Genomic DNA, 18072 nt, shown 5'->3' on the forward strand with positions numbered 1-18072 from the left:
AGCGCGAAGGCATGGCCGCTCGCGCGGGGGGCCATTATCGTCGAAGGGCGTCCATGCCCGTGTGGCTCAATCAGCTGCTGCCGATCGTGCTGCTGCTCGCGGCCATCGCGGTCGTCATGCGGCGGCTGCCGAAGATCGATCTAGGGCACTCGGAGGAGTTCCGGCGCCGGCGGTTCTTCAACTGGTTTCCGCTCGGGCTCACGTACGCCTTCCTCTACATGGGGCGGTACAACCTCTCCGCCAACGCGCCGGAGCTCGACGCGCTGCACCTCGTCAGCAAGCACGAGTTCGGGAACATCGACGGCTGGGGCTCGGCCGTTTATGGGGTCGCCTTCCTGCTGAACGGGCCGCTCACCGACCGGTGGGGCGGGCGCGCCACCATCCTGATCGCCGCGGGCGGATCCGCGCTCATGAACGTCCTGCTGGGCGTGGCCGTCCGTCTCGCCCAGGAAGGGCGGCTCGACCACGGCGCCGCCATCACCGCGATGACGGTGCTCTTCTCCGCCAACATGTACTTCCAGAGCTTCGGCGCCGTATCCATCGTCAAGGTCAACGCGCCCTGGTTCCACGTCCGCGAGCGCGGGATGCTCGGCGGCGTCTTTGGTATCCTGATCTCGCTCGGGCTCTACTTCGCCTACGACTGGAGTCGATTCATCGCCAAGCACCTGCCGATGCCGTGGGTGTTCCACGTCCCCGCCCTGCTGCTGCTCGGTTTTCTGGCGCTCGACGTCTTTCTCATCCGCGACACGCCGGGCCAGGCGGGGTTCCGGGACTTCGATACAGCTGACGCGTCCTCGGGCGACACCGGCGAGCGCTCGGGGGCGATCGCGGTCGCACGGCGCATGTTCTCGCAGCGGGTCATCTGGATCATCGTCGCGATCGAGTTCTGCAGCGGCTTCCTCCGCAACGCCGTCATGAAGTGGTACCTCATCTTCGCCGACAAGACCGGGCTCGCGGGCTTCGTGTCGGCGCACTGGGGCGTGCTCCTCTGCATCGCCGGCATCCTGGGCGGCGTGTTCGCCGGCTTCATCTCCGATCATGTCTTCGATTCGCGCCGGGGCCCGGTGGCCTCGGTGCTGTATGCAGGCCTCGTGCTCGGCGCGGTCGTCGTCCTCTTCACGCTGAGCTTCCCCATCGCCGGGTGGACCGTCGTGTTCATGTCCCTCTGCGTGATCGGCGTCCACGGCATGCTGTCCGGGACCGCGAGCATGGATTTCGGCGGGAGGAAGAACGCCGGCGTCGCGACTGGCATCATCGACGGCTTCGTCTACCTGGGCACCGCGGCGCAATCGTTCCTCTACGCGAGCATCCTGCCCTCGGGCGACGCGGCGAAGCACCCGGGGAACTGGATGCCTTGGCCCGCGGCCATGCTCCCGGTCGCGCTCGTCGGCTTCGCGCTGGCGACGCGGGTGTGGAACGCGCGGCCGCAGAGGCAAGCGGCGGCCCACTGACGCGCGGCCTCCACGCGCGCCAGGCGAGGTATCCCCCGCCGGCCCGCTCCGCCCCGCTCACCCACGCTCGGCGGCGAGCGCCCGGGGATCGACGAAGACCCACGGCATGCCCGCCGCCTGCGCGGACTGGATCCCCAGCGCGGCGTCCTCGAAGACCAGGCACCGCGCGGGCTCGACGCCCAGGCGCCTCGCCGCCTCGAGGAACGGGTCGGGCGCCGGCTTGGGCCGCGCGTAATCCTCCGCCGCGACGACCACGTCGATGTACCCGCGGAGGCCCAGGAACTCGAGCGTCTGTTCCACCGACGCCCGTGGGCTCCCCGAGACGACGGCGCGCTTCACGCCCGGAGGAGCGTCGCGCAGCGCGGCCACGACCTCAGGCACGCCTCGCACCGTCGGTATCAGGCGGTGGTACGCCGCCTCCTTCGTCGCGAAGACCTCGGCCACCGGCATCCGCAGCCCGTACTTCCCGTTCAGGCGCTCGACGATCCGGTCGGTCGGCATACCCGCCCAGCCGTAGAAATCTTCGCCGGAGAACTCGCACCCATGCGGGGCGAGCGCCTCGAGCCAAGCCTGATAATGGAGCGGCATGGAGTCCGCGATCGTCCCGTCGCAATCAAAGAGATAGGCGACAAACGAGCCCGAGGGGAATACGAGTCCTGGCATGGGCCGCACCTGTTAGCATATCGGCAGGCCTCCCGCCGGTGCACCGGCCATCCCGAAGAGCTCGCGGCTCAAAACCGCATGCCCCCGCGCCGTCGACCCGTGCTTCATGGCGTAATACGCGCTCTCGTGCGTGATCGGCGCCCGCAGCACGGTGGAACGCGCCCGTCTGCGCCGCCTCCCGCACGAGCGCCAGCGAGCGGCGGAGCAGGGCATCTCCGAGCCAGCCGGAAACGAGCCTCGCCGGGCACCAAGAAGCGTTCCGGCGGTCGGACCGGGTAGGCGCCAGTGACGCGCCCTCCGTCCGCAGCCCGATCCACGCACCGCCGTACTTCCGGTCCGCACAGCACGGTCGAGCCGAGTCGCCGGGCCTCCGCTCAGCCCGCCTCGCCCTGTGCGAAGACGTCCCGATATACCTCGTCGAGCGGGAGACGGCACCCGATCGACGACAGCTCCGCGACGCCGCTCTCCCGCACGTCATGGAGCGTCCAGGTGCCATCGTCATTGCGGCGCAACACCTCGACGCGCCTCCTCTGGTACGAGACGAGCACGTACTCGCGCAGCGAGGGGACGGCCTGGTAATGAGCGAACTTGTCGCCACGGTCGTAGGCCTCGGTGTTCGGCGATAACACCTCCACCAGCACGACTGGGTTCAGAATGCTGTTCTCGTCCTGAGGATCGCGCTCCAGCCCCCCGCACACCACGCTGACGTCCGGGTACGTCGCGAGCCCTGTCGCCGGGATACGCACCCGTACATCGGAGTTGTACACACGGCAGCGTCGCTCGAGCAGCTGGCTGCGGAGCACGCTGGCCACGTTGACCGCCATGAGCCCGTGCTCCGGCGTGCCCCCGGCCATCGCGAAGATCTCGCCGTTCACATGCTCGTGCTTCGCCTCGCTCGCCTGCTCGCGGGCGAGGTACTCGGCGAACGTGAACGTCAGCTTTCGCGCGGGCTCGGCCATGGTCGACCTCCTTCCTCGTAGTCTAACGCGCTGTCACGCGGCGAGCGAGCCGCCCTTCCCGCCGGCTCGGACGACGATGCGCCAGCAACAGCGGAGGGAGCGGCTGCCGTCACCACCTGTCCTCGACCGCCTCCACCCGCACCTCGCACGCGCCATCCCCCCTGAGGGGCGACTTCGTCTCTTGCACGCGGAACCGCGTCCCCATCTTGAACAGCCCACCGTACGTCTCGGCGTCGATCGGCCGCACCGTCCCGAAATCGACGCGGTGCAGGAGCTGCATGATGGCCAGCGCCGTCCCCTGCTGGAACAGGAGCCGCCCCCGCGCCGTCGACCCGTGCTTCATGGCGTAATACGCGCTCTCGTGCGTGATCGGCGCCCGCAGCACCAGAACCCGGCCCGGCTGGAACTCCGGCGCGGAGAGCGCCCCCCAGCCGAGCGCGCGGGCGAGCCCGAGCAGCTGCTCCAGGCGCTCGTGCTGATCCCTGCCCACCGGACCGCACGCCGCCTCGAACGACGAGGACGAGAGCATCCCCCCGAGCAGGTGGAACGCGCCCGTCTGCGCCGCCTCCCGCACGAGCGCCTCGAACACCGGGACTAGCTCGGGAGACCGCCGCTCGATGAGGTGCACCGTGTCGAACGTCTTCTGATCGATGTACCCCACCGGCAAGAGCGCCACGTTCACCCCGTACGCCGAGATGAGCCCGCGCTCGTCGGACCGCAGCGCCCCGAGCTCCTCGAGCATCGCGCCCTCGACGCGCTGCGCCCGCGAGAGCGGCCCGCCCTCGGGCTCCCAGCGCACCCGCGCCGCCTCGATCTGCTTGCGCGTCAGCGCCTCGCCGAAGCGCGGCCGCTCCGACCGCCGCGTCAGCAGGAAGGTGCAGGCCGCGTCGCCCCGCGCGACGCACGTCACCTCGTCGGCGTCGAGCCGCCCCCAGTCGGACGGGAACGCGAGGCTCGCCGCAGCCGCGCAGTAACCCGAGGCGAACGCGTCCACCGCCAGGCGGTTCTGGATCCGACCGCCGTACTTCGCGAGGAAGCTCGTCCCGTGGAAGAGCGAGTCCGCATGCACCGCGCCGCCCTCCGCGCTCACCTCGAACCGCAGACGCCCCTGCCCCATCGCGGCGAACAGCTCGCCCGCGAGCTCGAGCTTCTCCCGCGGCGACGCCCCGTGGCGGTCCTCGTACAGCGGCCCGAGCAGCGCGTGCGCCGCCTCGAACGCCGCCTGCCGGCGCACGCCGCGGCTCTCCCCGCCGAGCGCGTCGAAGATCGTCTGCTCCAGGAAGAGCGCGAAGTGGTGGGAGTGCGCGATCACCAGCTGATCGGCCACGTGGAGCAGCCCGTGCGGGACGATCGGGCCGACCAGATCGCCGAGCGGGCCGTCGATGCGGCCCCGCAGGCCGTGCCGGAGCGCCGTCACAGGAGCCTCCGCAGCGCGGCGCGCTCCAGGCCGAGGATGTCCGCGACCGCCGTCTCGACGAGCACCATCGCCTCCGCGCCGAGCCCGTCGGGGTGCTCGAGCGCGAGCGGCGTCAGCCCGGCGCGCAGGGCGAGCCGGAGCCGCGCCACGTGAGGCTCGGGCGCGCGCGCCTCGAGCAGCGCGAGCAGCCGCTGGATCCGCGCGACCTCGGCCGACGGCGGATCGACGGGCGGCGGCGTCCCGCTGGTCCGGCGCGACGGGATGCTGGACGAGCCCCTCGGCGGCGCCGATCGCGCGACGCCCCGCACGAGATCGTCCACCGTGTCCGCGCTGAGCGGCTCCTCGAAGAGCCCCGACGGGTCGCTCAGCATCTCCTCGGGCGGCTCCTCGAGCGGCAGCTCGGGCGCGAGCGTCGCGGCGAGCCGCTGCGCCACGAGCCGCGCCATGCCGAGCGGCATCGTGCCGTCGAACAGGCTCGCGACGACGCACGCGCGGACGCGGCGCAGGAGGACGGTCCGGCCGCTCAGCTCCAGCGTGACCACGGGGTCCGGGAGCTCCTCGGCGCGGCCCTGCGAGCGCGGCGGCTTGCTCGACGACCGCGCGCCGCGGCTGCGGGCGGGGCGGATCGAGCCCTCCCGCTCCGGGACGAGCCGCTGCGCGGCGAGCTGGCTCCCGAGGTACGCGTCGCGCAGCCCCGCGGCCACGTCGCTCGGAGACAGGGCCGCGCCCTCGCGGACGAACACGGCGTGGACGCGCGCGTCGCCGAGGTGGAACACGACGATGGCGTCGAGGCCGCCGACGCCGTAGCCGATGCCGTCGAGCGCGATCGGCGCGAGCGGGTCGTCGTCGTCCAGCGCGCCCGCGCCGGCCGCGACGCCACGACCGAACGAGGGCTCGCCGTGCTCCGCGCTCACCCGACGACCCCGACCGCGGCGTCGATCGCGTGCCGGCACGCGATCCGGACGGCGTGCGCCTCGCGCGGCGTGAGCGGGCCCGGGCGCATCAGGCCGACGATGTACGCGGCGGAGCGCACCTGGAACCCGATGAGCTGGAAGAACGGCCCGTCGCCGACGCAGAGCTCGAAGCGCTGCGACGGGGCGCCGGGCAGCGCCGCGACGAGCGAGCCGATCGCCGATGCGATGAGGCCCGAGGCGGCGAGCCTCGCCTCCGTGTCGCGGATCGCGCCGGCGAACGGGAGCCCGGCCGCGTCCGCGAGGAACACGTCCGTGGCGCCCGTCGCTTCGGCGATCCACTCGATCACCCGCTCGCAGCGCGCGACCGGCCCGCCCGCGGCGGCGAGGTCCGGGAAGCGCGGCGCGCGGCCCGCCGAGAGCGCCTCGATGGCGCCGTCGAGCCGCTCCTCGAGGGGCTCGCGCGCCGCCGCGAACGAGGGCGGCGAGCCCAGGGGCCGCAGGTCGAGCGGCGACCCGCGCCGCGAGTCGACGTCGTCGGCCGACGAGGGCAGCGCGCCCCGGAGCCCGAGCTCGCCGCCCACGCCCGCGCTCGACAGGGGCAGGAGATCGCTCGAGGGCGCGAGCTCCTCGAACGACGGCGAGAGCGGCGACGAGGACATCGGCTCCGGCTCCGCCCGCGAGGACGGCGGCCGGGACTCGAACGACACGAGCGGCTCGGCCGCGGGCGCGACCGACGTCGCCCGCGGCCTCCGCGACTTCGACCGCTTGACCAGCGCCGCCGCGGTGACGACGGCGCCGTCGACATCAAAGGAGGAGCGAGATCGGGCCATCGTCATCGTCCGGCGAGGTGGGGTCCAGGCGAACCAGCACGTCGTTCGCGAGCTGATCGAAGACGCGCGCGAGCGGCGGAGGGCGCTTCTGCATGAGCAGGAGCGGCGCCCCGCGGAGAGACGCCTCGAGGAACGCCTCGTCGCGCGGGATGACCGTGTCGAGGATGATCCCGTCGGGGAACTTCGTCCAGAGCGTCTCGGCGACGTCGAGCGACGCGGACGCCTGCCGGTCGAACATCGACAGCACCATGCCGAGCAGCGACAGGTGCGGGTTCTTCTCGGCGCGGACGCGATCGATCACCGCGAGCAGCTGGCCGATCGAGCGGAGCGCGAGCGGCTCGGCCTGGAGCGGCAGGAGCGCGTGCGTCGCGACCTCGAGCGCCCGCGTCGTGACCTTGCCGAGCCCCGCGGGGCAATCGACGACCACGATGTCGAAGTCCGGCGAGAGCCGCGCGAGCACGCTCGGGAGCACGGGCCCGCGGGCGAGCGCGTCCTCGAAGCCCGCGACGGTCGTGGGATCGACCCGGCCGACGGTGAGCACCTGGAGCTGCGGCTCGCGCGTCCGGAGCAGCACCGACTCGAGCCGCTCGGCGCCCGTAAGCAGCTCCGCGACGCCCGGCCGCGCGCGATCCGCGAGGCCCAGCGACAGCCCGAGGCTCCCCTGCGCGTCGAGCTCCAGGATCAACGCGCGGTTGCCCGCGCGCCCGAGGGCGAGCCCCAGGTTGAGGGAAATCGTGGTCTTTCCGACGCCGCCCTTCTGGCTCGCGACCGCGATGACGTGCATGGACTCCCTGACGGCGCGCAGTCATGGCGCCCGGGGGCCATCCTACCAGGACAGGTGCGGCTGAGAACTAGTCCCGTCCCCGACGAGCGCGAACTAGAGCAGCGAGATCCGCTTCATCAGCGTGCCGCACAGATCGCTCTGGGGGTTGCGCTCGCGCTCGATCTTGAGACCCGCGCGGAAGATCTTGTCGGCGCTCTCGACGTTGCCGAGCACGACGTGGCAGAGCCCGAGGAGCTCGTGGTCGCCGGGATCGCCGTGGATCGACACGAGCTCGGTCAGCGCGGGGACCGCCGCGCGGTGGGCGTCGGTCATCGCCTCGGTCGGCGTCGACGGGACGCCCTTGGCGAGGATCATGAGCCGCAGCACCTGGCGCTGATCCTCGGGGCGCTGCTTGAGGAACTCCGGCTTCTGGAAGAGGTCGCGGTATCCCTTGTAGGCCGCGTCGAGGTCGCCACCGCGCGCGAGGGCGACGATGGTCTTGACCGCCTGGACGAGCGTCTCATTCGGCATGACGAGACGATACACGGCCCCGCGCCCCGCGGCGAGACCGCCGCTGCACCGGCGCGACTTGTCGCCGGAAAGCCGCGCGCATGAACGCCGCGCGCTTCCGTCACCGTCGTCGGCGCGCGCTGCGCGGCGGTGCGGCGCTTGCGGCGCCGCTGTGCGGCGTGGTAGTCGCGTTGAGCTCGGTTGCTCATGCGCAGGCTGTCCTTCTTCTGCTGCCTCTCCGCGGCCGCCCTCGCCGCGCCTCTAGCGCTCGGGCAGCCTGAAGCGCCCGTGGCGCCGCAGATCCTCGAGCACGTGGATCCGGAGTACCCGCCCGAGCGGCTCGCGGAGGGCATCGACACGACGGTCACGCTGTTCGTCACGGTCGAGAAGGACGGCACGGTCAGCGACGCGGTCGTGGCCGAGTCCGGGGGCGCGGCGTTCGATGACGCGGCCATGAAGGCCGTGCGGCGGTGGCGTTTCTCGCCGGCGATGCGCGGCGGCGCGCCGCTGCGGGCGCGGATCCGCGTGCCGTTCCACTTCGCGCCCGGCCCCCACGAGGAGCAGCCCGCGCCGGCGCCGGCCGAGCCCGCGCCGTCCGCGTCCGCGCCGGCGCCGCCGCCGAAGGCCCCGCCGGCGCCGGTGGAGGAGTTCGCCGGCGGCGTCGCCGGCCCACACGCCGTCGCCGAGCCCGGCAAGCCGATCGAGATCCACGTGCAGGGCCGGCCGACCCCGCCGCGGCGCGCGTCGAGCGACTTCCGGATCGGCCGCGCGGCGCTGTCCGCCGCGCCCCACGCGACCGCCGCCGACCTGCTCCGCACCGCGCCCGGCGTCCACATCGCGCACCCCGAGGGAGACGCGGTCGCGCAGCGCATCTTCCTGCGCGGCTTCGAGGCCGAGCACGGCCAGGACATCGAGCTCCGGGTCGGGCCGATCCCGCTGAACCAGCGCTCGCACGTGCACGGCCAGGGCTACGCCGACCTCGGCGTGATCATCCCGGAGGTGGTGCGCTCGCTGCGCGTCGTCGAGGGCGTCTACGATCCGCAGCAGGGCGACTTCGCGATCGCGGGCAGCGCGTACTTCGACCTCGGCGTCGAGGAGCGCGGGCTCCTGCTGAAGGGCACGCTCGGCTCGTTCGGCACCCGACGGCTGCTCGCGATCTGGGCGCCCGAGACGCAGTCCGAGGACACGTTCGGGGCCGCGGCGGTGCGCGCCACCGACGGCTTCGGCGACGGCACGCGCGGGGCGGTCTCGGGCGGCGCGATCGGCCAGTACCGCGTGCCGCTGCCGGACGAGTACTCGGCGCTGCTCCACGTGGCGGCGCACGGCGCACGCGCGAACCTCGCGGGCGTGCTCCGGCGGGACGACATCGAGGCGGGGCGCGTCGACTTCCACGGCGCCTACCCCGACGTCTCGGCGCGCTCGCAGTCGGCCGCGGCGACCCGGCTCCAGCTCGCGCTCCTCGTCGAGCGGGCGGACGACGACGGCTCCCGGAAGAGCGCGTGGCTCTGGACGATGGCGTCCGGGTACCGGAGCCGGATGAACTTCACCGGCTTCATGCAGCGCTCGCGCGAGCGCCCCGCGTGGACCGGCCGCGGCGACCTCTTCGAGCAGTCGAACCACGACGCCGCGCTCGGCGGGGGCTTCACCTACAGCACGCCCGAGGCCCCGGTGACCTCCTGGCTCACCGGCCAGGCCGCGCTCGGCGCCGAGGTGCAGACCGACTGGATCGATCAGGCGCAGAACCTCGTCCAGCAACCCCAGAACGAGACGTGGGATCGGCGCATCGACGCCTCGATCCAGCTGACCGGCATCGGCGTGCACGGCGACGTGCTGCTCGAGCCGGCGCGCTGGGCGCGCCTGCGCGGCGGCCTCCGCGCCGATCTGCTCGTGTTCGACGTGGACGACCGCCTCGGCAACTTCATCCCGGCGGCCCAGAAGGAGACGCACATCGTGGGGTTCCGGCGCACGGCGGCGGGCGTGGCCTTCGGTCCGCGGGCGACGCTGGAGGTCGATCCGCTGCCCCGGCTGCGCCTCTCGGCTTCCTACGGCCACGGCTACCGCTCGCCGCAGGCGCTGTGGCTCGAGGACGGAGAGAACGCGCCGTTCACGGCCGTGAGGAGCTACGAGGTCGGCGCGACGTGGCGCCCCGGCGGGGGCCTCAGCGCGACCGCGGCCGCTTACGAGACGCGCCTCTCCGAGGACGTCGAGGCCGACCCGACCGAGGGCGGGAGGATGCGCCTCATCGGGCCGACGACCCGCCGCGGGGTCGTCCTGTACTTTCAGGCGGCGCCGAGCCCCCTGCTGGTCTCGACCGTCAGCGCGACGTTCACCCACGCCACGAAGGACGCGCCGCCCGCGCCGACGCCCGAGGACCCGAGCCCGTCGTACGTCCCGGGGGAGCCGCTGCCGTTCGTGCCGCCCGTGGTGGTGCGCGCGGACCTCTCGCTCCGGCGGGAGCTCGTCGCGATCGCCGGCGCGCCCGTCGAGGGGCGGCTCGGCTACGGAGCGACGTTCCTCTCGCCGCAGCCGCTGCCGAGGGCGCAGCGCGCCGCGCCGGTCTTCGTGATGGACGCGTCCCTCGCCTTCCGGCGGCGCCTCGGCGCGGGGGGCGGCGACGCGCCGTCCCGGCCCTGGGTCGAGGTCGGGGTCGAGGCGCAGAACCTGCTCGACGCCGAGTACGCCGACGCCGAGTACTCGTTCGTCTCCAGCTGGCCGACCACGCCGGTCCCGTCGCGGCTGCCCGCGCGACACATCAGCGCCGGGCCGCCGCTGACGATCCTCGGCAACGTGACGCTCTCCCTATGAACGACCGCCTGGCAGCGCCGAGCGCCCTCCTCCTGCTCCTCGCGGCGCCCGCGATCGGCTGCGCCGACACGAGCCAGCCCGAGGTCTCCTACGACGCGATCGCCGAGGCCGCGCCGCCCGGCGCGATCGCCGCGCGCGCGTGGACGGTCGAGCTCGAGGAGGCGACGGTCGCCTTCGGGCCTGTGTACTTCTGCGCCGCGTCCGGCGGTGCGGCGACGCTCTGCGACGCCGCCGTCGCCGAGATGATCTCGATCGCGCGCGTCGACCTGCTCGATCCCGCCCCCCAGCCGCTCGGCCGGGTCCACGGGTTCGAGGGGCGGATCCAGAGCGCGTCGTTCGATTACGGCGTCCACTGGTTCCTGACCGAGGCAAAGCCCACGCCGGCGCCCGAGGCCCCCGGCGGCCACTCCGCTCGCCTGCGCGGGCGCGCGACGCGGGGCGCGCGGGTGCTCGACTTCGTGGCCGAGGTCGACGCCGTCCCGCAGAACCCGGGGCAGAACGCCGTGCCGAGCATCGGGCTCGATGCGCGCGTCGGCGCCGAGCCGGTCCGCCTGGTGGTCCGCTTCGACGTGGCCGCGTGGATCGCGCGCGTCGACTTCGACGAGCTGGCCGCGGGCGGCGCGGCCGAGGTCGCGATCGCGCCGGGCTCGCCGGCGCACAACGTGCTGGTCAAGGCCATGACCGCGCAGCGCCTGCCGGAGCTCCGCTGGATCGACGCGGCGGTCGCGCCATGAGGCGCCGTCGCGGCGGCGCCGCCGCCGGCCCGGCGCGGGCGCTCCCCCGCGCCGGCTGGGGCGCCCGCTGGCTCGTGGCGCTCGCGTTGCTCGCGCAGCTGTGCGGCCTCTCGCACGCGCTGCTCGTCCGCCACGCGCGCTGCGAGCACGGCGAGCTCGTGCACGTCGCCGCCGCCGCGCTGCACGAGACCGCGCGCCGCCCGCCCGGAGCGGAGGTCGCCGAGCGCCGTTCGCCCGGAGCGGAGGTCGCCGAGCGTGCCGCGGAGGGCCACCTCGACGACGACCACTGCGATGTGTTCACCCTGCGCGGCCAGCTCGGCGCGCCCGTGCACCCCGTGGCCGAGGCCACGCTGCTCGAGGTGCTCTGTCCGGCCTCGCTCCGGTCCTCGTCCGAGGTCCGGCCCATCCCGCTGCTGATCCTGGCGCCGAAGAGCTCCCCGCCCGCCGCCTGATCCCCCTCGGCCTCATCACAAGAGACGACGCGGGCGCAGGGCGCGCGACGCAGCGCGGGCCTGTGCTCGCCGGGCGTGCCCGTGCGCGCTCGCTCGGATCACGGCGGATTCCGGACGATTCAGGAGCTCGATCATGCAGAGAATGAGAGAAACAGGGTTCGTGGTGGCGGCCTGCGCGCTCGCGCTCGTCGCCGGGTGCGGCGACGACGGCGCGACGTCGGAGACCGGCACGGTGCAGGTGTTCGTGGAGCCGGAGGACACGATCCCGGAGGGCCTCGAGCCGGGCACGGGAGAGGAGAACATCGCCGACGGCTGGAAGGTCACGTACACGCAGTTCCTCGTGACGGTGGGCAACGTGCGCGCGGGGCGCACGGACGCGGGCGAGACGCTCGTCGACCCCTCGGTGTTCGTCCTCGACCTCAAGAACGCCCCGGCCACGCGGTACGTGATCGCGGAGTTCCAGGACGTGAGCGCGGTGCGCTGGAACCACTTCGGCTTCGACCTCCCGAACGCGCGTGAGGGGGTGAAGACGTTGCCTCCGACCAAGGAGGACGACGTGGCCCTGATGGTGGAGAACGGCTATTCCGTGTTCTTCGAGGGCGTCATCGAGAAGGAGGGCGGCGAGTCGTGCCCGCCGCCCGGGGACACGTGTGTCCCCGCGGAGGAGGTGCGCTTCCGCTGGGGTTTCTCGGCCGGGACGTCGTTCGACGACTGCGCGACCGAGGACGGGATAACGGGCTTCGGCGTGCCGACCAGCGGCACGGTCGCCGTGAAGCCGACCATCCACGGCGATCACTGGTTCTTCGACAACATCACCACCGGCGTGGAGCTGACGAAGCGCTACGCGCAGTACATCGCCGACAGCGATCTCGACGGGGACGGCGAGACGACGATCGAGGAGCTCAAGCAGGTGAGCGCCACCGACGTGTTCGGCGACGAGTACAACATCACCGTGCCCGGGGACCCGATCGAGACGGCGTACGACTACGTCGTCGCGCAGGCGCGTACGCTCGGCGATTTCCAGGGAGACGGCGAGTGCCCGACGCGCACGGTGCTGCCGTGATCGGCTGAAGGCGGCGGGCCACGCCGCCCCACGATGCTCACGGCGTTATGCCGGGCCGATCTGACAATCGCTCGTACACCCGTCCCCATCCGCCGTGTTGCCGTCGTCGCATTGCTCCCGCGGCGGCTCCACCACGCCGTCTCCGCACACCGCGCCCGCGCTCCCCGCTGCGCGGAGCTGGCAGTCGCTCGAGCAGGCGTCTCCGTCAGCCGTGTTGCCGTCGTCGCACAGCTCCCACTCCGGGTCCACAACGCCGTCTCCGCACACGGCGCCAGTCCCCGCCCCGCCCGCGCCCCCCGCTCCGAGGAGCTGGCAGTCGCTCGAGCAGGCGTCTCCATCCGCCGTGTTTCCGTCGTCGCACTGCTCCCACTCCGGGTCCACAACGCCGTCTCCGCACACCGCGCCGGCGCTCGCCCCGCCCACGGCGCTCGACCCGCCCACGCCCGCTGCGCGGAGCTGACAGTCGCTCGAGCACGCGTCTCCATCCACCGTATTGCCGTCGTCGCACTGCTCCCACTCCGGGTCCACAACGCCGTCTCCGCACACCGCGCCGGCGCTCGCCCCGCCCACAGCGCTCGACCCGCCCACGGCGCTACCTCCGGTCGTGCAGTCCGTCGAGGAAGAACAACATTCGACACACGCCCCCGTGCCCGAGCTCTCCTCTGGCGAGTCGACCCCTTCGATGAAGCGCACCTCGCACGCGGCCTGCATCAAGAACAGCCCTGCGACGGCGAGCAGCGGACGGCGTGAAAGAAGATGATGACGCATGACTCTCCCTCTCGAAGCGAAGCCGGGATGTGCCTCGCTCTGGTAAGTGGGCGCGAGCTCCTCTCCGTGGCTCACCAAAATCAACGATTCAGAAGGATCCGGCGACTCAGAAGCTCACCTGCAGGCCGAGGCTCGGGAGCAGCGCCGGGCGCCCCATGCGGCCCACCTCCACACCGGCGATGGTGAAGACAGGCTCTCTTGCGAGCACGAAGACGTCGAGCGCCGCGTGGACGGCGAGGTAGGGTAAGACGCGGACGCCGACGCCGCCCCCTGCGGAGACGCCGGCGGCGAACCAGCTCTGACGCCGGTCGTGATAAGGAGGGTTCGCCCGGCCGGCGACCGTCACATGGTAGACGCCCGCGCCGAGCGAGATCACCGGATGGATCCGCCACGCCTCGGGGCCGGCGGCGTACGCCAGGCCGATCATGGCCGCGGTCTGCCGCAGCGCCACGCGCCCGCCGGGAGCGTCGAGGTTCCTGGCCACGACGGCCGGCACGAGGGTCCCGCGCAGCGAGACGCTCGCCGTCAGATCGTGCCCGACGCGGAAGTAGGGCCCGGGGACGATCCCGACGTCGCCGGCGAGCGCCGCGAGCCCCGCCTCGACGTTCAACCGGCGTTCGTCGGACGTGGGCGCCGTGGGCGCCCGGGGCGCGGCGCTCCCGGGGTCGGGTCGCCCGGGCGCGGGCGACCCGCGCGCCACCCGGGATCCGCCCGCGGGCGCGGCCGGCACGCGCGCCGCCGTGGATCGCTCGGCGGGCGCGACCGCCGCTCGCGGCTGCAGCGGCGCCGCGTCGAGCGCGATGGCCTCGCGCCCCGCCGGCGCGGCCGCATCGGCGATCCATTGCGCCACCCGCTCGGGCAGCTCGCGCCGCTGCTCGCCGCTCAGCTCGAGCAGGCTGGCCCGGAGCAGCTCCGCCGACCGCACGGCGAGATCGCTCGCCGCGTTGCTGGCGCCGGGGACGCCGAGCTCCACGCGGCGGACCAGCGTCTCCTTCGTCGCGTGATCCGCGATCCACGCGTCGGCGACGGCGCCGCCGTCGGTCTCGAGGATGGCGATGGCCGCGAACACGCCGCCCGCGCCCTCGATCTGCGCGCGCCCGTCGACGCCCGGCGCGCCCTCCAGGGAGCGGACCGAGAAGCCCACGGCGCGCAGCTCGCCCTCGAGGCGCACCGTGGCCTCCTCGACGACCTTCCCGGCGTGCGGCGCGCGCACCACGATCACGCCGATCTCCTCCGCGGCGCTCGCCCCCCGGGACACGAAGAGCGCGGCGCACAGCGCAAGGACGACCCCGAACCCGCTGCGCCTCATGGGCGGCGGAGGATCTCCGCCGCGGCGGCCGCGAACGCCCCGTGCGGGTGGCGCGCGAGGTACTGCTCGGCGATCGGCTGGGCCGCGCCGTCGCCCTGGGAGGCGCGCAGCACGATCATCTTCCGCCCGAGCGCCTCGGCGGCCAGCGAGCCGGCCGGCGACTCGGCGAGGTACCGATCGTACCAGTCGATGGCCGCCGCGGGCGAGCCCGCCTCCGCCATGCGACCGAGGAGGAACGCCGCCGAGCGCGCCTCGGGCGAGCCTGGGAAGCGCGAGCGCTCGGCGAGCAGCGCGCGCCGCGCGAGGTCGTTCCGCCCCGTGTAGCGCGCGGCGTCGGCCAGCGCGGCGATCTCGGGGAGCGGGCTCGCGGCGATCGTCGCGTCGATGCCCCGCGCCTCCGCCACCGCGATCGCCCCGGCGAAGTCGCCACGGGCCACATGCTCGCTGCAGCTCCCCGAGGCGGGCGCAGGCGCCGCGGGCGCAGCGACCGCAGCCGAAGCTGGCGCGAGCGCCACCATCGGATCGGTCGTGACCGGCGCTCCCGCCGCAGCCGGCGCTCCCGCAGTGACCGGCGCTCCCGCCGCGGCCGTCGCTCCCGCCGCAGCCGGCGCTCCCGCCGCGGTCATTGCTCCCGCCGCGGCCGCCCCGCCCGTCTCTACCGGCGCCCCGACGTCCTCCAGCATGCCCATCTCGGCCGGCGCCCCGGCGTCCTCCAGCACGTCGGGGCTCGCCGGCGCGCCGGCTTCGTGCAGCGCGCCGCCTCCTGGCGCGCGCGCGCCGGCGGCGCTCAGGTCCGCGATCGTGAGCTCGCCGCGGACCACGTCGGCGACCAGGCGCTGGCCGCCCTGGAGCGCGACGCCGCCCGCGACGAGCGGGCCGCGGACCACGACCGAGCCGCTCTGCATGGTCAGCTCGAGCCGCTCGCGCTCCCAGCTCAGGTCGAACTCCGTGCCCGTCACCCTGACGGTGAACGGCCCTGCCGCCGCGACCCACTCGGCCTCGGGCAGGTGCGCGACCCGGAAGCGCGCGGCGCCGCCCTCGATGTGGATCTGCGCGCCGCGCGCCGTCACGGCGGCGATGCGCCCGCGCGCCCCCGGGGCGAAGCGGACGGTCGTCCCCTCGCTGAAGCGCGCCGTCGCCCCGCTGGTCCCCCCGCGCACGTAGGTGTCCGCGAGCGCGGCGCCGTCGGCGCGGTCTCCCGGCGCGACGCCGTCGACCTGGTACGACAGGCGCGCCGCCGGCCGCAGCGCCCAGAGGCCCAGGATCACGAGCAGCGGCGCCAGCGCCGCCGGCAGGAGCCAGCGCCGCCGCGGCGCGAGCGGCAACACGGGGCGCTCGACCTCGTCGATCAGCCGCGCGCGGCCGCGGGCGAGAGCGCGGCCCGTCGGCGAGGCCGCCCCCGCCTCGCGCGCCAGCGCCGCGAGCCGCCGCAGGGCGACCTCCGGGGGAACGCCGGGCCTCGGATCAGCCATCGCTCGCCTCCTCCACGGGCTCGACGTACGCCGCGAGGAGCGGATCCCGCTCGGCCATCGCGTGGACGCGCGCGGTCACCTTGGCCAGGTGGCGCTTGGCCGTGGCGAGGGACATCCCGCTCGCCTGCGCGGTCTCCGCGAGCTCCAGCCCCTCGATGTGGCGCAGCACGAAGAGGAGCCGCGCCCTGTCGTCCAGCCTGTCGAGCAGCGCGTAGAGCCGCGCGACCGCCTCGCGCGCGCCCTCGTCGACGCCCTCGGCCGGCTCGTCCGGCAGCGCGCCGCTGTCGGTGAGCGAGAACCAGCGCCGGAGCCGCCGGCGCCGCAGCGCCGACCGCGCGACGCGCACGGCGATGCCGAGGAGGAACGGCCGCAGCGCCGCGGGATCCCGCAAGTTCTTCACCTCGCGGAAGAACTGCAGGAACGTCTCCTGGGCGTGGTCCTCGACGTCGCCGCCCGGCCCGAGCACGCGGCGGAGCAGGCCGTGCACCACAGCGCCGTAGCGGTCCCAGACGGCGCCGGCGGCGCCTGGCTGGCCCTCGGCGGCCGCGCGCGCGAGGCCGGCGTCGTCCAGACCGGCCAGGGGGCTAGCGCGGACGAGGGTGAGCCGGGGGGCGAGGGCTGCGCTGGGCAAGACCACGGGATCTGGAATAGGTGGTCGCGAGGGGGTCCCGGTGGCTCACAAAAGCGACGGGGGCGAACGCCGCGCGCACCTCGCGAAGGGCGCTCCGGATCTCTCGACGGGAACGGGACAGGCGGCATCGAGGGGGGAGGCTGACGCCGGAGCGCCGGCGAGAAGGACCGGCCAGGGATCGCGGGGTCGGAGAGCGGCGTCTCTCCGGCGCGGAGACGGGTGCCACTCGTCTTTTCTTGGAGGAACGAATTTGCGGTAGCGAACCGTCGCGATCCGCCCCTTCTCCAGGGATTTGGGGGGCACCAGACCACCGATCTCACCCGTTGGAAGGCATGGGCCCAACCCGAACAAGACCGACGAGGGGCGCGAGCGGCTCGTCCGGTATTGCGCGCGTCCCTGCTTCGCTGTGGAGCGGCTCAGCATCCTCCGCGACGCTCGGGTGGCCTATCAGGTGAAGTACCCGCGGAGAAAAGGAACGCATTGGATGATGACGCCGATTGTGTTTCTCGCGAGGCTCGCCGCGCTGGTGCCGCCGCCGCGCCATCCGCTGGTGCGCTACCACGGTGTGCTCGCGCCGCATGTGAAGCAACGCAGCGTCGTGGTACCGAAGGCGACGGCAAAGGCGTGTAATGGCGATCAGCGCGCCGGAGCTGATAGCGCGGGCAGCGATGACAAGAAGACGACGAACACGCCCATGCCGACGAGGCCGGCGCCGAAGCGGCGGGCGAGAGCCATGGCGAAGCTGTCGCGCAGAGGAGACGAGCGAAGCGAGGCGGCGCCGTCGGCAGTGTCGGAGCGAGGCGCTCGGCACGTGGCGGTTGGGGCGCTCCTGACGATGGTGCATGGCGAGGTCGAGCGCGAGCGGGTGTCGACTGCGCTGGGCGCTGTGCTGCCCTGGGCTGATGTTGGATTCGTGTCGGAGGGGATCTGGAATGCCGCGCGCGGTACCCGGCGGACCCCGCGTGACGAAACCGACAGAGAGGGACGCTGCTCGACGACGTGGCCGGGGGGAAGTCTGCCCTGAGGTGCGTGCGCCGGCCATCATGACGCGCCGCGAACCGCGACGGCGGCCGTTTGGACGAGCTCAGTAGGGTACAGCTATACGGTAGGATGCCTTCCGCTTGGTGCTACGTCGCGGTAATCCCGCACGTTTCAGGCATGGAAGACCTGCCTGAGCGCATTGTCCTGGACCACGTTGTGTTCTACACGTTTGTATCAGCTGCCAGATGCTGGCTACTCGTACAGCAATTCTGTGCAACTTCTCTTTCTCTTTTCTTTGACGACGGAGCCATCCTGTGGTCGCACACCTCGAATCCTTGTGCCCTCATGCC

Annotated in this window: 17 protein-coding genes; 6 read left to right on the forward strand and 11 right to left on the reverse strand. The window is 73.5% G+C overall.

The features are described from left to right. Positions 1-53 precede the first annotated feature (53 nt). Positions 54-1451, forward strand: coding sequence for an MFS transporter (locus tag WMF46_RS37595; protein WP_437981626.1), 1398 nt, complete (start codon positions 54-56; stop codon positions 1449-1451). 57 nt (positions 1452-1508) lie between these two features. Here the strand turns inward: WMF46_RS37595 and WMF46_RS37600 are convergent, their stop codons facing one another. The 7 genes from WMF46_RS37600 to WMF46_RS37630 all read right to left on the reverse strand — a co-directional run bounded on the left by WMF46_RS37600 (position 1509) and on the right by WMF46_RS37630 (position 7528). Then, positions 1509-2114 carry an HAD family hydrolase gene (locus WMF46_RS37600; protein ID WP_437981627.1) on the reverse strand — a complete coding sequence of 202 codons (606 nt, stop codon included), beginning with the start codon at positions 2112-2114 and terminating at the stop codon, positions 1509-1511. A gap of 374 nt (positions 2115-2488) precedes the next feature. Then, positions 2489-3073: a Uma2 family endonuclease gene (locus tag WMF46_RS37605; RefSeq protein WP_437981628.1), complete on the reverse strand. Its 585-nt coding sequence runs from the start codon at positions 3071-3073 to the stop codon at positions 2489-2491. A 109-nt stretch (positions 3074-3182) separates the two neighbouring features. After that, complete coding sequence (locus WMF46_RS37610) at positions 3183-4490, reverse strand: hypothetical protein (protein ID WP_437981629.1); 1308 nt, start codon at positions 4488-4490, stop codon at positions 3183-3185. Then, positions 4487-5404 (reverse strand): hypothetical protein, encoded by a 918-nt coding sequence (locus WMF46_RS37615; protein WP_437981630.1) that lies wholly within the window; start codon positions 5402-5404, stop codon positions 4487-4489. Before WMF46_RS37615 ends, WMF46_RS37610 begins: the two co-directional genes overlap by 4 nt. Next, positions 5401-6234, reverse strand: a complete 834-nt coding sequence (locus tag WMF46_RS37620) for a hypothetical protein (RefSeq protein ID WP_437981631.1) — start codon at positions 6232-6234, stop codon at positions 5401-5403. The genes WMF46_RS37615 and WMF46_RS37620 overlap by 4 nt, the downstream gene beginning before the upstream one ends. Next, a complete protein-coding gene (locus WMF46_RS37625) occupies positions 6209-7018 on the reverse strand; it encodes a ParA family protein (RefSeq protein WP_272104085.1) in 810 nt (269 codons plus the stop codon). Before WMF46_RS37625 ends, WMF46_RS37620 begins: the two co-directional genes overlap by 26 nt. 93 nt (positions 7019-7111) lie before the next feature. Beyond that, entirely contained in the window at positions 7112-7528 is a 417-nt protein-coding gene (locus WMF46_RS37630; RefSeq protein WP_437981632.1) for a hypothetical protein, read from the reverse strand. Between the two features lie 186 nt (positions 7529-7714). On the opposite strand from WMF46_RS37630, the gene WMF46_RS37635 reads away from it, so the two are divergent. From WMF46_RS37635 to WMF46_RS37650, 4 genes are all read left to right on the forward strand, one after another. After that, on the forward strand, positions 7715-10312 hold the full coding sequence (locus tag WMF46_RS37635) for a TonB family protein (protein WP_437981633.1): 2598 nt from the start codon (positions 7715-7717) through the stop codon (positions 10310-10312). Beyond that, complete coding sequence (locus WMF46_RS37640; RefSeq protein ID WP_437981634.1) at positions 10309-11046, forward strand: hypothetical protein; 738 nt, start codon at positions 10309-10311, stop codon at positions 11044-11046. Before WMF46_RS37635 ends, WMF46_RS37640 begins: the two co-directional genes overlap by 4 nt. Continuing rightward, a complete protein-coding gene (locus tag WMF46_RS37645) occupies positions 11043-11498 on the forward strand; it encodes a hypothetical protein (protein ID WP_437981635.1) in 456 nt (151 codons plus the stop codon). The genes WMF46_RS37640 and WMF46_RS37645 overlap by 4 nt, the downstream gene beginning before the upstream one ends. Positions 11499-11631: 133 nt before the next feature. Next, positions 11632-12561 (forward strand): hypothetical protein, encoded by a 930-nt coding sequence (locus tag WMF46_RS37650; RefSeq protein ID WP_437981636.1) that lies wholly within the window; start codon positions 11632-11634, stop codon positions 12559-12561. Between the two features lie 45 nt (positions 12562-12606). On the opposite strand, the gene WMF46_RS37655 is transcribed toward WMF46_RS37650, so the two are convergent. From WMF46_RS37655 to WMF46_RS37670, 4 genes are all read right to left on the reverse strand, one after another. Next, a complete protein-coding gene (locus WMF46_RS37655; protein ID WP_437981637.1) occupies positions 12607-13329 on the reverse strand; it encodes a DUF4215 domain-containing protein in 723 nt (240 codons plus the stop codon). A gap of 106 nt (positions 13330-13435) precedes the next feature. Then, complete coding sequence (locus WMF46_RS37660; RefSeq protein ID WP_437981638.1) at positions 13436-14638, reverse strand: hypothetical protein; 1203 nt, start codon at positions 14636-14638, stop codon at positions 13436-13438. Next, a complete protein-coding gene (locus WMF46_RS37665) occupies positions 14635-16110 on the reverse strand; it encodes a tetratricopeptide repeat protein (protein ID WP_437981639.1) in 1476 nt (491 codons plus the stop codon). Before WMF46_RS37665 ends, WMF46_RS37660 begins: the two co-directional genes overlap by 4 nt. Then, on the reverse strand, positions 16103-16747 hold the full coding sequence (locus tag WMF46_RS37670; protein WP_437981640.1) for an RNA polymerase sigma factor: 645 nt from the start codon (positions 16745-16747) through the stop codon (positions 16103-16105). Before WMF46_RS37670 ends, WMF46_RS37665 begins: the two co-directional genes overlap by 8 nt. A 286-nt stretch (positions 16748-17033) precedes the next feature. On the opposite strand from WMF46_RS37670, the gene WMF46_RS37675 reads away from it, so the two are divergent. Further along, positions 17034-17765, forward strand: a complete 732-nt coding sequence (locus WMF46_RS37675) for a transposase (RefSeq protein WP_437981641.1) — start codon at positions 17034-17036, stop codon at positions 17763-17765. The last annotated feature ends 307 nt before the right edge of the window (positions 17766-18072 follow it).

This window comes from Sorangium sp. So ce117 (assembly GCF_051524395.1).
Taxonomy (GTDB): domain Bacteria; phylum Myxococcota_A; class Polyangia; order Polyangiales; family Polyangiaceae; genus Sorangium; species Sorangium cellulosum_B.

Excerpts from the sequence above, each read along its gene's own strand:
- WMF46_RS37595 (WP_437981626.1), top strand. The coding sequence starts at position 54 with ATGCCCGTGTGGCTCAATCAGCTGCTGCCGATCGTGCTGCTGCTCGCG.
- WMF46_RS37600 (WP_437981627.1), bottom strand. The coding sequence starts at position 2,114 with ATGCCAGGACTCGTATTCCCCTCGGGCTCGTTTGTCGCCTATCTCTTT.
- WMF46_RS37605 (WP_437981628.1), bottom strand. The coding sequence starts at position 3,073 with ATGGCCGAGCCCGCGCGAAAGCTGACGTTCACGTTCGCCGAGTACCTC.
- WMF46_RS37620 (WP_437981631.1), bottom strand. The coding sequence starts at position 6,234 with ATGGCCCGATCTCGCTCCTCCTTTGATGTCGACGGCGCCGTCGTCACC.
- WMF46_RS37625 (WP_272104085.1), bottom strand. The coding sequence starts at position 7,018 with ATGCACGTCATCGCGGTCGCGAGCCAGAAGGGCGGCGTCGGAAAGACC.
- WMF46_RS37630 (WP_437981632.1), bottom strand. The coding sequence starts at position 7,528 with ATGCCGAATGAGACGCTCGTCCAGGCGGTCAAGACCATCGTCGCCCTC.
- WMF46_RS37635 (WP_437981633.1), top strand. The coding sequence starts at position 7,715 with ATGCGCAGGCTGTCCTTCTTCTGCTGCCTCTCCGCGGCCGCCCTCGCC.
- WMF46_RS37640 (WP_437981634.1), top strand. The coding sequence starts at position 10,309 with ATGAACGACCGCCTGGCAGCGCCGAGCGCCCTCCTCCTGCTCCTCGCG.
- WMF46_RS37645 (WP_437981635.1), top strand. The coding sequence starts at position 11,043 with ATGAGGCGCCGTCGCGGCGGCGCCGCCGCCGGCCCGGCGCGGGCGCTC.
- WMF46_RS37650 (WP_437981636.1), top strand. The coding sequence starts at position 11,632 with ATGCAGAGAATGAGAGAAACAGGGTTCGTGGTGGCGGCCTGCGCGCTC.
- WMF46_RS37655 (WP_437981637.1), bottom strand. The coding sequence starts at position 13,329 with ATGCGTCATCATCTTCTTTCACGCCGTCCGCTGCTCGCCGTCGCAGGG.
- WMF46_RS37660 (WP_437981638.1), bottom strand. The coding sequence starts at position 14,638 with ATGAGGCGCAGCGGGTTCGGGGTCGTCCTTGCGCTGTGCGCCGCGCTC.
- WMF46_RS37665 (WP_437981639.1), bottom strand. The coding sequence starts at position 16,110 with ATGGCTGATCCGAGGCCCGGCGTTCCCCCGGAGGTCGCCCTGCGGCGG.